7 protein-coding genes are annotated in these 13315 nt (G+C 65.1%); 5 read left to right on the forward strand and 2 right to left on the reverse strand.

The annotated features are described in order from the left end of the window. Positions 1-49: 49 nt before the first annotated feature. A complete protein-coding gene (locus sphst_RS15295) occupies positions 50-1681 on the reverse strand; it encodes an alpha-L-fucosidase (RefSeq protein WP_031394057.1) in 1632 nt (543 codons plus the stop codon). 100 nt (positions 1682-1781) lie between these two features. Then, positions 1782-4178, reverse strand: coding sequence for a glycoside hydrolase family 31 protein (locus sphst_RS15300; protein WP_081877541.1), 2397 nt, complete (start codon positions 4176-4178; stop codon positions 1782-1784). 241 nt (positions 4179-4419) lie between these two features. Between sphst_RS15300 and sphst_RS15305 the strand changes: the two genes are divergently transcribed. The 5 genes from sphst_RS15305 (at position 4420) to sphst_RS15325 (ending at position 13302) form a co-directional block, all read left to right on the forward strand. Continuing rightward, positions 4420-7215 (forward strand): TonB-dependent receptor, encoded by a 2796-nt coding sequence (locus sphst_RS15305; RefSeq protein WP_199849006.1) that lies wholly within the window; start codon positions 4420-4422, stop codon positions 7213-7215. A gap of 215 nt (positions 7216-7430) precedes the next feature. Continuing rightward, complete coding sequence (gene galA, locus sphst_RS15310; protein ID WP_107045788.1) at positions 7431-10355, forward strand: beta-galactosidase GalA; 2925 nt, start codon at positions 7431-7433, stop codon at positions 10353-10355. Between the two features lie 41 nt (positions 10356-10396). Beyond that, complete coding sequence (locus tag sphst_RS15315) at positions 10397-12058, forward strand: DUF5597 domain-containing protein (RefSeq protein WP_031395495.1); 1662 nt, start codon at positions 10397-10399, stop codon at positions 12056-12058. A 174-nt stretch (positions 12059-12232) separates the two neighbouring features. Further along, complete coding sequence (locus sphst_RS15320; RefSeq protein WP_159043674.1) at positions 12233-12781, forward strand: Csu type fimbrial protein; 549 nt, start codon at positions 12233-12235, stop codon at positions 12779-12781. A 5-nt stretch (positions 12782-12786) separates the two neighbouring features. Beyond that, a complete protein-coding gene (locus sphst_RS15325) occupies positions 12787-13302 on the forward strand; it encodes a Csu type fimbrial protein (protein ID WP_031395497.1) in 516 nt (171 codons plus the stop codon). Positions 13303-13315: the final 13 nt, after the last annotated feature.

Here is a 13315-nt window from a genome sequence, read left to right on the forward strand (position 1 = left end):
ACGTCCGCTCAACGGGGAGCAATGGCCGAGCCCCGAGAAACGCGACGCCCTAGATCAGGCCGCGGCCCTCGATTTTTACGACCGGAACGAAGCCGTCGCCGCGGTCGGCGGGCATTGCGAAATGCAGGCCGTGCGGGTCGCGGCGGTGCGCTATGCGGTCGCCGCCGAGCAACGTTACGCGCTCGACGACGCCGTCGGCGAAGCGGTGGCGTGCAAGGGCCTCGATCGTCACGTCGCCGCGTGGCCAGCCGAGGAACAGCGCATAGAGCGCGCCCTTGTTCGTGGTGAAGCGCACGTCGCGCGGCGTGAACACCCCCGCAGACTGCTCGTTCTGCATGCCCGTCTGCAGCTTGGTCGGGCCTTCGCCGTAGATCCGCCACGGTCGCGAGCCGAAGATCGCCTCGTCGTTGATCGCGATCCAGCGGCTCATGCCGTCGAGAATATTCTCCTCCTCGCCGTCGATCGAGCCGTCCCCGGGCTGCGGGATCGAGAGCAGCAGATTGCCGTTCTTCGACACCACGTCGGCAAGCCGCTGGATGACCTGTTCGGCGGTCTTGTAGCTTTTGTCGTTCAGGCGCGCGACATTGTAGAACCAGTCGCCGATACATGTATCGGTCTGCCACGGCTCGTCCCACAGATGGTCGGTGAAGCCGCGTTCGACGTCCTGCACCAGGCCAAACCGGGCATAGGGCTTCAACTGCTTGGCGGTCAGCACGACATCGATCTTGCCGTGCCAGGCGATCGACCGATTATAGTAATCCGCCGCCGCCTGGAGCCCGATCGGGCCGAACGGCAGCTCGTAATCGTCGAAATAGCAGAAGTCCGGCTTGTACTTGTCGATCAGGTCGGTCTGCCGCAGCAGCCATTTCGCGGCATAGGACGGGTCGTTCGGCGGCGGGGTCTCGATCCACTGGCCGTCATGCGCATCGTGCCAGGCGTTCATCGCCGCTATCGTGTCGATGCCGTTCGGCAGGACCGCGTGCGCGCCCGTATAGAGCTGTTGCGGATCGAGCCCGTCCCACCATGTGCCACGGCCATCGGCGGCGCGTAGCGTGAACGCGTCGTAGCGCTGTCCCTTGCGCGGCCCGATCGGATCATAGCCATAAGCGGTCTGATACCAGTGCCAGCTATGCGCCGCATGGTTCGAGACGCCGAACTTCAGCCCAGCCTTGCGCGCTGCCTTCTCCCAGATGCCGACGACGTCGCGCTTCGGCCCCACGCGAAGCGAATTCCACGCGTGATAGCGACTGTCGTAGCAGTCGAGATTGTCATGATGATTGGCGAGCGAGACGAAATATTTCGCGCCCGCCCTGGCATAGCGGGCGATCAGCGCGTCGGGATCCCAGCGCGCCGCGGTCCAGCGGTTCATCACCTCCATCATCCCCGATCGGGTCGGATGGCCATAGGTCTTGAGGTGATGTTCGTACGCTGGATGGCCCTGCATATACATGAAGCGCCCATACCAGTCACCTTGCTCGGGCACCGATTGCGGGCCCCAATGCGACCACAGGCCAAGCTTGGCATCTCGAAACCACTCGGGGTAGCGATAGTGATCGACCAGCGACTGCCAGGTCGGCTGCACGGGGCCCCGCGCCAGCCCCATCGGGCTCTGTGCGAGCGCATGGGTTGCGGGTCCGAGTGCAGCGATGCCGGCGAGAACCGAACGACGGCTGAGATCGATGCTCACGGAGTTGCGACGGATCTGGCGGGCGCGCCGTCAACGCGCGCGCCCGCTGCCGTCGGCAACCCGGTCAGGAGCCGTGCGGTGACGCGGCTACCGATCACTTCGGTGCTACGATCTGGACCAGGGATGCGGCGTCCTGCCCGGTTGGCAGCTTGCCCGACGCGGTCAGGCGCCGGCTTTTGTCGTCCCAGCGGAGGGTCGCCTTGCGGCCGCCCTTGGTCCGATAGTCGTTGGTCACGCCATCGTCGTCGTAGAGCGCGAAACTGGCATCCGCGCCGGGATAGACGCGAATGGCCTCAAGCGACTGCGACGTCGCGGTGCTCGGGACCTGGACGCCCATCGGAATGATCGACCCGGCGCGCACGAACAGCGGGATCCGGTCGATCGCTGCGTTCGCGGTGACGGTCTGCCCACCGGTAAAGCGCTGGTTGGTCCAGTAATCATACCAGTCTGCCCCGGCCGGCAGATAGACCTGGCGACTGGTCTTGCCCTGTTCGGTGACGGGGGCGACGAGGAAGGCGGGGCCGAACATATACTCATCGCCCATGTCGGCGACGTTGGGATCGTTCGGGAAATCCATGAACAGCGCGCGCATCATCGGCGCATTGCTCTCATAGGTGTGGCGCCCGAGCGAATAGATGTACGGCATCAGCGAATAGCGCAGCTTCAGGAAGCTCGCGAGGACCGGTTCGGCCGCGGTACCATATTCCCAGAGTGCAGTGGCCGGGCGCTGGCCGTGGATCCGCAAGGTCGGCGTGAACACGCTATAGGCGAACCAGCGTGTGAACAGCTCGGGATAATCCGCATAGTCGGGCGCCATCGCGGTCGCGCCTGCCGGATCGAGCAGCACCGGACGGGTCGCCTTGGGCCCGTTCGGCCACTGCCAGCCGCCGATGTCGCTGCCCCAATAGGCCATGCCGCTCGCGGTGAAGCCGAGCCCGGCGGGCACCTGCCGGTGCAGCGCTTCCCAGGTCGACTTGATGTCCGACGACCAGAACAGCCCGCCATTGCGCTGGGCGCCCAGATAGGCGGCGCGCGACAGGATCAGGTTGCGCATGGTGGGGCGATCCCGTGCCGACCCGTCCGCGACGCTCATCGTGTGCAGCAGCGGGAAGACGTTGTGATAACGGTCGCCCGAACCGATCGAATAGAAGCTGCCGTCGGGCACGAGATCGGGCTCGGTCTCGTCGAGCCAGAACCAGTCGAAGCCCTGGCTGGCGATGTTGTCGCGGATCCGCTCCCAGAACCAGTTGCGCGCATCGGGGTTGGTGCTGTCGAGCAACGCGCCGGCACGATCGGACCGGATCGGCAGTCCGTCGACGGCGTTGCCATCCTTGTCCTTCAGCAGCCAGGACTTGCTCGACAGCAGATTGAAGTAGCGCGATTCCTTTTCGAACCGCGGCCACACGCTGATGATCGAGTGCATCCCCATCGCCTTGAGCTTGTCGTTCATGCCCTTGGGGTCGGGAAAATAGGTGCGGTCAATGTCGAGCTGACCCATGCGCGACCAGTAGAACCAGTCGAGCACCATGATGTCGAGCGGCAGGCCGCGGCTGCGATACCCGTCGGCGATGCCGAGCAGTTCCTTCTCCGTCTCGTACCGCGCCTTGCTCTGGATAAGCCCGAACGCGGCCTTTGGCGGCAGCGGGGTCGTCCCGGTCAGCGTGGCGTAGCCGGCATAGATCTCGTCGGTGGTTGCGCCGGTGATGACGAAGAACGAGACGCGCTCGCCGACGTCCGACTGCCAGTGCGTCGCACTGTGCAGGCCGGGGGACACGACGGTCGAGGATGGATTGTCCCAGACGATGCCATAGCCCTTGTTGGTGACCATGAACGGCACGCAGACCGTCTCACCTGCGGGCGCATCGTAATTATGGCGGCAGTCGATCGTCCGGCCGCGCAGGTCGATCTTGCCTTCCTGGTTCTGGCCCAGCCCGTAATAATGCTCGTCGGCGGGGGAGGCGAAGCTTGCACCGACGCGGAACGTCTTTTCGCCGTTGACGGTATGCGGCCCCATCTCCCACCCGGTCATCTGCGTCAGCATCGTGCCGTCGGGCTTGCGGATCGTCACCGACACCGGCGGCAGCGATGGCGCGAAATAGCGCTCCATCTGCGTGGGGGCCTTGGGCCAGGGCTTGGCATCGACCGAAAGCGACAGCGCGGCGGACGTGAAGATATCGGCGCCTGCGTCGTTGCGGTGCGTCCAGCCCGCGGCATTGGGCTTGGCGTTGGGACCGTCGCCCGGGGGGGCGTCGACCTGCCCGCGGTCGGTCGCGATCGTCACGCGGACGATGTTGGGGGCATAGGCCTCGACTGAAACCAGGCTGCCGTTGCGATCGACCGTCGCGATCGGCGCTGCAAAACCGCTCGTCGCAATCGTCGCCAGCGAAACCCCAATGGCAAATCGCGCGATCAGGCGCGACCAGCCCGGCGATACCGTGCTGCGGGAATCGTCGGACGGCTGCGTGACGACACAGGCTGGGGCGATATGCATTGAAATCCTCTCCGCGGGTCTGTGCCCGTTATGGTACCGCAAACTTCGCCAAAGCGGCAAATTTGTCGTATAATTGCAGGTCCGCGCTATAGATCAACCGAATTCTCCGCCAAAAATATGACTTGTCAGACAATTCGTCCATTGATACCGATACCACACTTCGACCGCAGAGCGCTTCATGGCTCAAAATGCGGCACAAATTTCGAGCGGTGGTCCGTTCGGTATCCTGGGGAGATGGTGTTTGAACCGCGTAAAATTCCGTTCGGCTTGTGTGCTCAAGGCTCTGGCAAGCGGGGCATCTGCCCTCGCAATTGTCTCGGCATTCACGGTAGCCGCGAGCGCCCAGCAGGCGCCCGCTATCGTCCCCGACACGGCCGAAGAGGCCGCCCCGTCACCGATCGATCAGGGCGCGCAAGCGGGTACCGTCGCGCCGAGCGGCGACGTTGCGAATGCGGATGCGGATGCGGACATCGTGGTCACCGGCGTCCGCGCCAGCTTGCGCAGCGCACAGGCGCGCAAGCGCAACGCCAGCCAGATCATCGATTCGATCGTCGCAGAAGACATTGGCAAGCTGCCCGACAACAACGTGTCCGAGGCGCTGCAGCGGATCAGCGGCATCCAGATCGAGCGCAACCAGGGCGAGGGCAGCCGGATCGCGATCCGCGGCCTGACCCAGGTCCGTACCGAGCTGAACGGTCGCGACTATTTCACCGCGGGCGACGGCCGCACGATCAGCCTTGAGGATATTCCCTCCGAACTGCTCGCCGGGATCGACGTCTACAAGAACCCTGCCGCCGACGTGATCGAGGGCGGCCTGGGCGGCACGGTCAACCTGCGCACGCGGATGCCGTTCGACTTTTCGAAGCCGACGATCAGTGGCAGCGCGCGGGTCACGCATCACGATCTGGCGGACAAGACCAAGACCTCGTTCTCGGGTCTGATCACCGACACCTACCAAACCGGTCTGGGCGAGATCGGCTTCCTGCTCAACGGATCGCTCCAGCGCGGCGCCTATCGCACCGATGCCTTGTCGATCGAGCCCTATCAGCTGCGCACCGGCATCGTCGATCGGACCGGCAATGGCAGCACGGCCGATGCCGCCGACGCGGTGATCGTGCCCAACGGCGTCGGCCAGTTCAACAATGTCGGCGATCGCCGCCGCATCGGGATTTCCGCGGCAGTCCAGTGGAAGCCTGCCGACAATCTCGAAGTCTATGGCCAGTTCGACTATGCCAACTACAAGTTCAACCAGGTCGGCTATCTCGTCTACCCGTTCGGCCGCGGCGGTGCGCCGATCACGCCGGGGCCGGCGAGCAGCTTCACGTTCGACGAGAATGGCGAGTTCCAGAGCGGCACGTTCCAGAACGTGTTCGTCGAGGGCAATACCTATCGCAGCGATCGCCGCTCGAAGACCGCATCCTATTCCGGCGGGCTCAAGTTCAATCCGTCGAGCCAGCTCACGCTGACCACGGATGTCAGCTATGTCGACAGCCGCACGAAGACGGAATTCTTCGCGCTCGGCGTCGGCAGCGACCAGCCCAACACGCTCAGCGTCGACATTACCGGCAAACTGCCCGTGATCGGCGTGACCGGGGCAGGGTCGCCCAGCTTCCTCACCGATCCGGCGAACTTTTCCTATCTCTACATCCTCGATTCCAGCAGCCGCAGCCACAACGACCAATGGTCGGTACGGCAGGACGTCGAGTATGAGACCGATGGCGGCTTCTTCACGTCGATCAAGGCGGGTGTGCGGTACACCAAGCTGAACGCGGTCGTCGAAATTCCGGTGTTCGGCTATGTCGACCTGTTCGATACGCCACGCGTGCCGCGTACACCGCTCTCGGCGATCCCCGGCTATTACAACCCCGTGCCGGTGAAGAACTTCTTCCGCGGCGATGCGGCCGGGCTCGGCAGCTTCCTGATCCCGCCGTTCGACGTGATCCGCGGCGATCTGAACGCGGTACGCCAGACCTTCGCCTCCTATTATCCCAATGGCCAGGTCGCCGTTCCGGAATATCTGCCGACCGGTCGCAACGACGTCTCGGAACAGACGATCGGCGGCTATTGGGTCGCGCGGTTCAAGTCCGAGACCATTCTGCCGTTTGACGGCAATCTCGGTGTGCGCATCGTGAATACCAAGACCAACGTCGCCGGTTTCCAGACGCCGTCGGGCGGCCCGACCATTCCGATCGACCAGACCAACAGCTACACCTCGGTCCTGCCGAGCCTGAACATCCGCTTCCCGATCACCGAGACGCTGCAGCTGCGTCTGGCCGCGTCGAAGGGCCTGACGCGACCGGATTACAATCTGCTCAACTCGGTCCTGACGTTCGATCCCGTCAGCCGGCGGGGCTCGTCGGGCAATCCCGATCTGAAGCCGCTGCGCGCCGATCAGCTCGACGTCTCGTTCGAATGGTATTTCAACAAGACGAGCTCGGTCTATGCCGCCGCGTTCTACAAGGCGGTCAACGGCTTCATCGCGCGTGTGGACGATCCGGTGGTGATCGACGGCACGCAATATCAGATCAACCGGCCGGTCAACGGCGCGAACGGCAAGATCAAGGGGTTCGAAGTCGGCTATCAGCAGTTCTTCGATTTCCTGCCGGGGCCGCTGTCGGGCTTCGGGGTGCAGGCCAACTACACCTATGTGGACTCCAAGGCGCCCAATCCGAGCGCCGGTGCGATCCCCGGCGCGCCGATCTCGGTGCCGCTCGAGGGGCTGTCGAAGAACAGCTACAATCTGGTCGGCATCTACGAGAAATACGGACTGTCGGCGCGCGTCGCATACAACTGGCGCGACGATTATGTCCGCACCACGTCGGCCAGCGGGACGGGCAATCTGCCGATCTACGACCGGGCGTTCGGCCAGCTCGACGCCTCGATCAGTTACGACGTCACGCCCAATATCACCGCGTCGGTGGATGCCACCAACCTGCTCAACACGCGGCGTGAGACGTTCTTCGGGTTGGACAGCCGGCCGCGCGACTATTCGGTCGTCGATCGCCGCTTCGGCGCGACGCTCCGCGTGAACTACTGACCGGCTGAAGCCCGGGGGCCTCGAAAGGCTCCCGGGCTTCAGGCGCGATCCCGTGCGATGTCGCCACCTGAACCTGTAGCACAGCACCGCGATCGGCGACGCGGGGGTTGCAATGCCGTCGCCAGGGCGCCCACCAGTGTCCGACTGATGCGAACGCCAGCATTGACGGTGCAACGAACGGGGCCCGCCCGGCAGCGATGGATAGGAAGCCAGAGATGACGGATGCGCACGAGACGGGTCGGCTGACCCGGCGGCATTTCCTGGGAAGCGGCACCGCGATCGGCGTGGCGCTGGCCGCGGACGGTGTCGCGCAGGCTGCACCGGTGCAAGCGCCAGCGATCGGCGCATTGCCGATGCCGGCAACCCGCGACGACCTGCCGCTGCGTGCACCGGTCGAGGATCCCAGCCGGCTGCTGCTCGATCGCAGCTGGCGCTTTCACCTCGGCGATATCCCGATGCCGGAAATCCGCGGCCATGGCTGGTCCTACAACAGCGCCAAGGCGGGGCAGGCGCAGGGTGCTGCGGCGATGCAATATGACGATTCGGACTGGCCCGAGGTCGATCTGCCGCACGACTGGGCATCGACGATGCCGTTCGAGGAAAGTGCCAATGTCTCGCAGGGCTATCGCCGGCGCGGCTTCGGCTGGTACCGGCGCGCGCTGCGGCTCGATCCGGTGGACCGGGGGCGGTATCTCGAGTTGCAGTTCGGGGGGATCGCGACGAATGCGACGATCTGGTTCAATGGATCGATCGTCGCGCATAACTGGAGCGGCTATAATTCCGTCTATATCGATATCAAGGATCTGGCGCGGTATGGCGATGATCTGAACAGCATCGTCGTGCGGGTCGATGCGCAGACGATGGAGGGATGGTGGTACGAGGGCGCAGGGCTGTACCGCCATGTCTGGCTGGCGAAACGCGATGCGACCTACATCGCGACCGACGGCATCCACGCTGACCCGCGCCGCGCCGCCGATGGCAGTTGGAGCGTCCCCGTCACTGCGACGCTCGGCAATATCGGCAAGATCCCGGCCGAGGCGAGCATGGAGGTGTCGCTGATCGATCCCGACGGCCGCACGATCGCGACGCAGACCGCGGCGGCGCGTCTGCCGTCGCTGAAGCCGGGCAGCGCGACGCTGACCATCCCGGTCCCCGCGCCGCGGCTATGGTCGATCGACACGCCGACGCTCTACACGCTGCGGACGCGACTGACGCGCGACGGCAAGGCCGTCGACGAACGCACGTTGCGGATCGGGTTTCGCACGCTGCGCTTCGACGCCGCGACGGGCTTCCATCTCAACGACCGTCCGCTCAAGATCAAGGGTACGTGCAACCACCAGGATCACGCCGGTGTCGGCGTCGCGGTGGCCGATGCGCTGTGGGACTGGCGATTGCGGCGTCTGAAGGACCTGGGATGCAACGCGATCCGCTTCGCGCACAGCGCGATCGCGACCGAGGTGCTCGACGCCTGCGACCGGCTCGGCTTTCTGGTGATGAGCGAGAACCGCAACTTCAACACCAGCCCCGATTACATCGAGCAGCTCGAATGGCTGGTCCGCCGCGATCGCAACCGGCCAAGCGTGTTCATGTGGTCGGTGTTCAACGAGGAGCCGATGCAGGGGACGCCCGCGGGGTATGAGATGGTCCGCCGCATGTCGGTCGCGGTGAAGGCGCTGGACGACAGCCGACCGGTCACCGCGGCGATGAACAGCGGGATGTTTGCGCCGGTCAATGTCAGCCAGGCGGTCGACGTGGTCGGCTACAACTATCAGCGCGACCAATATGACCGGTTCCACGCCGCCAACCCGATGCTGCCGCTGACGAGTTCGGAGGACACCAGCAGTTTCATGACACGCGGGGCGTGGGAGACCGACCGCGCCGCGCATTTGATGGCGTCGTATGACGAGGAACCGGCGGACTGGGGCAGCACCCACCGCGAGGGCTGGAAGTCGGTTGCCGAGCGGCCGTTCGTCGCGGGGACCTTCGTATGGACCGGGTTCGACTATCACGGCGAGCCGACCCCGTTCGAATGGCCGTCCGCGGGCAGCTATTTCGGGATCATGGACCTGTGCGGCTTTCCGAAGATGGCCTTCTATCTGCACCGCGCACAGTGGGTCGACGACGTGCCGCTGCTCGATCTGATGCCGCACTGGAACTGGCCCGGGCGCGAGGGGCAGGCGGTCAAGGTGATGGCGCTGACCAATGTCGAATCCGTGCGGCTGATGCTCAATGGCCGTCTGATCGGCGAGCAGAAGGTCGATCGCTACACGATGCCGAGCTGGCAGGTGCCCTATGCGCCGGGCCGGCTCGAGGCGATCGGCTATCGCGGCGGACGCGAGGTCGCGCGCAGCGTGGTCGAGACGACCGGCGCGGCGGTGGCGCTGCGGATCACGCCCGACCGGCGTGCGATGGCGGCGGATGGCGAGGACGTGCAGCCCTATACGATCGACGCCGTCGATGCGCGCGGGCGGCATGTGCCGACCGCCAATCTCGACGTCACCTTTGCAGTCAGCGGCGGGACGATCATCGGCCTCGGCAATGGCGATCCCGTCAGCCACGAAGCCGAACAGGGCAATCGCCGCCGCCTGTTCAACGGTTTGGCGCAGGTGATCGTTCGCGCGGGCGGCGGCGGCGCGGGCACCGTCAAGCTCTCGGCCAGCGCGGCGGGATTGCGCACGGCCACCAGCACTGTGCGTCGCCTCGCGACACCGGCCCGTCCGTTCGTCGCGGCCGCCCGCATGACGCTGACGGTGCAGGACTGGCGGCAGTCGCCTGCCGCCACCGCCAAACCGTCGCCCGACATCGTGCTGGCGGACAATGACATGAACAGCTGGCTGTATGTCCGCGCAGGCGAGATCCAGCCGCCGCAGGGCAGTGGCCGCTGGACCGTGCTGCGTGCCAAGCTCACCCCGCACCGCGGCACGCGCGAACGGGGCGGGACGATCGTGTTCAAGGATCTCGTCGGGCGGGGTGAAATCTGGATCGACGGCAAGCGCGCCGCGACGAAGCCCGATTTCGCCGCCGCCACATTGCGCGTCGCCTTCCCGCCAGGACCTGGCGAGCGGATCGTCACCCTCCTGCTCGAAAGCGACGGCACGGTCGCATCGGGCCTGGGCGGGCTCGTCTTCGTCGAGGACTGATCCGTGCCGACTTTCCCGTTTCCCGTTCGAGGTACTGCATCATGATCTTCCGCTCATCCCGCGTGCTTGCGGGCCTGACCCTCGCCGCAACTCTGCTCGCCGGCGCCGCGCACGCGCAGACCGCGACCGAGGTGCCCAGGCTGGTCACCCGCGGTGGGCATCACGCGTTGATGGTCGATGGCGCGCCGTGGCTGATGCTCGGCGCGCAGGTCAATAATTCGAGCAATTATCCGGCGATGCTGCCCAAAGTCTGGCCGACGATCCACGCGATGCACGCCAACACGGTCGAGGTGCCGATCGCGTGGGAGCAGATTGAGCGAACCGAAGGGCAATTCGACTTTTCCTTCCTCGATCAGCTGCTCGCCGAGGCGCAGCAGAACAAGGTGCGCCTCGTCCTGCTGTGGTTCGCGACGTGGAAGAATACCTCGCCCAATTATGCGCCCGCCTGGGTCAAGCTCGACAACGCGCGGTTCCCGCGGATGACCAACGCCAAGGGCGAGACGCATTATGCGCTGTCGCCGCTGCATCGGTCGACGCTGGAGGCGGACAAGCGCGCCTTCGTCAAGCTGATGCAGCATCTGAAGGCCGCCGATCCGCAGAACACCGTCATCATGGTCCAGCCCGAAAACGAAGCGGGCACCTATGGCAGCGTCCGCGATTTCTCGCCGGTCGCGCAGAAGCTGTTCGATGGCCCGGTCCCGGCGGCGTTGCTGAAAAAATTCCGCAAGCCCGCGGGCAGCTGGAAACAGGTGTTCGGCGCCGATGCCGACGAGTATTTCCACGCCTGGTCGATCGCCCGCTACATCGAGGAGATCGCGGCGGCGGGCAAGGCGGTGAAGCCGGTGCCGATGTACGTCAATGCCGCGCTCGCCTCGGCCTTTGGACGGCAGGCGGCAACGACCTATTCGAGCGGTGGGCCGATCCATCACGTGATCGACGTGTACAAGGCCGCGGCGCCGTCGCTCGATCTGGTCGCGCCCGATATCTATGCGCGCGATCATGCCGCGTATCTCGAATATCTGAAGCTCTACGGCCGTGCCGACAACGCCCTGCTGATCCCGGAGACGGGCAATGCGGCCGAGTTCGCAAGGTATTTCTATCCGGTGGTCGGCGGGGGCGGGCTCGGCTTCGCGCCGTTCGGGATGGACGATAGCGGCTATTACAACTTCCCGCTCGGTGCGAAGGCGCTGGACGCGCCGACGATGGAGCTGTTCGCGCGCAACTACCGCGTGTTCGAGCCGATGATGCGGGAATGGGCGCGGCTGGCCTTTGCCGGCAAGACCTGGGGCGTGGCCGAGCCGACCGATCCCAAAGTCGAGCACAGGCAGGTCATGGACCTCGGCAAGTACCGCGCCACCGCGACGTTCGGCCAGTATCAGTTCGGCACCGACAAGCCGACCGGCAACCCGCAACCGACCGGCGGTCTTGCTATCGCCGAGATCGGCCCCGACGAATATCTCGTGACCGGGTTCGACACGCGCGTCTCGTTCGCGCTGGCGGATGCGAGCAGCGGGCGTTCGATGCTCTACGATCGGGTCGAGGAGGGGCATTACGACGCGCAGGGGCACTGGGTGTTCGACCGCGTTCTCAACGGCGATCAGACCGACTACGGGATCAACTTCACCGATCGTGCACAGGTGCTCCACGTCAAGCTTGGCAGCTACAAGGGCAATCCGGTCATCCCGGTCGGCAATCCGAATTAGGAGGCACCGCGGTCGCCAGACCCGGCATGTTTGATGACCGGCCACGAGAGCCGTCATCTTATTGGAACCATGTCATAATCGTTGGATCGAAAGCTATCGTCGGCCAGATCGGTTGTTCAACATCCTGTTAACTGGCGACCATTGAGAACAGCCCAAATGGAGGGCTGTTTTATCATGATTTACCGTAAAATGACGAGCAGGGTTCTGGGCATTGCGGTCGGCGTGATCGCGGCGTCTGGCGGGGCAATATCGGCAGACGCGCAAACCGCCAGCGGCACGATCGGCGTGTCCCTGAACATCCTCGCAGCCTGTGCGGTGAACGGCGGCAACAGCTCCGGGACCATGGGGCGGATCGGAACGATCGCTTTCGCCGATCAGTCCGGCGTCTTCGCCAATGCCGATGCGACGATGGTCGCGCAGGGCGCCATGAATGCGGTCACGGTGCTGTGCACGCCGGGCCTCGCGCCGAAGGTAACCGTCGGGGCGGGCGCGAACGACGCAGGCAACGTCCGTCAGCTGGCGTATCTCGGGCAGACCGTTGCGTATCGGCTGTACATGGACTCGGCGCGACAGGACGAGATCACCATCGGCAGGCAGATCAGCCTCGGTACCGCAGCCACCTCGGCACTGACGCTGCCGATCTATGCCCGCGCGTCGAGCAATGGCCTGGCGCTGCCGGCGGGTACCTATACCGATACGGTTCAGGTGACGCTCAGCTGGTAGCGGCGGTGCGCGCCGTCCGGGCTTTCCTCGCGGTGTCGGCGGTTGCAGGCTGTGCGTCGGGAAGCATGGCCGAGACCAGCCGCACGTTCAGGGTCGGGGCGGTCATCGCCAATGGTTGCGCGATCAGCGCCGATACCGGGGGCAATTGGGGATCGATCGACCTGGGGTCGGTGAACGGGGTCGATGGGGGAGCCGCGCAAGGCAGCTTGGTCACCGCGGTTGCCGCCGGATTGCAGATCGACTGCACCCCGGGAATGAGCGTCACCCTCACCGCGGACAACGGCACTCAGCCGTCCAACGGGGTGCGCCAGCTCGTCCACGCAACCCGGCCTGCCGATCGCATGCCCTACCAGCTTTTTGCGAACGGCAGTCAGACGCCCTGGACGTCGCAGGCGATCGCGCTGGCATTCCCGATCGGCACGTCGCGACTCTCCGTTCCCGTCCACGCCCGTGCCGTCGTCCAGCGCGGCGTGGCCGCGGGGCGATATTCCGATGTGGTTCGCATCACCGTCACCTGGTGATGCAGCAAGGACA

It is taken from the genome of Sphingomonas sp. STIS6.2 (genome assembly GCF_000732685.2).
Lineage (GTDB): Bacteria > Pseudomonadota > Alphaproteobacteria > Sphingomonadales > Sphingomonadaceae > Sphingomonas > Sphingomonas aerolata.

Coding starts and splice junctions, on each gene's coding strand:
- sphst_RS15315 (WP_031395495.1), top strand. CDS start 10,397: ATGATCTTCCGCTCATCCCGCGTGCTTGCGGGCCTGACCCTCGCCGCA.
- galA (WP_107045788.1), top strand. CDS start 7,431: ATGACGGATGCGCACGAGACGGGTCGGCTGACCCGGCGGCATTTCCTG.
- sphst_RS15320 (WP_159043674.1), top strand. CDS start 12,233: ATGATTTACCGTAAAATGACGAGCAGGGTTCTGGGCATTGCGGTCGGC.
- sphst_RS15300 (WP_081877541.1), bottom strand. CDS start 4,178: ATGCATATCGCCCCAGCCTGTGTCGTCACGCAGCCGTCCGACGATTCC.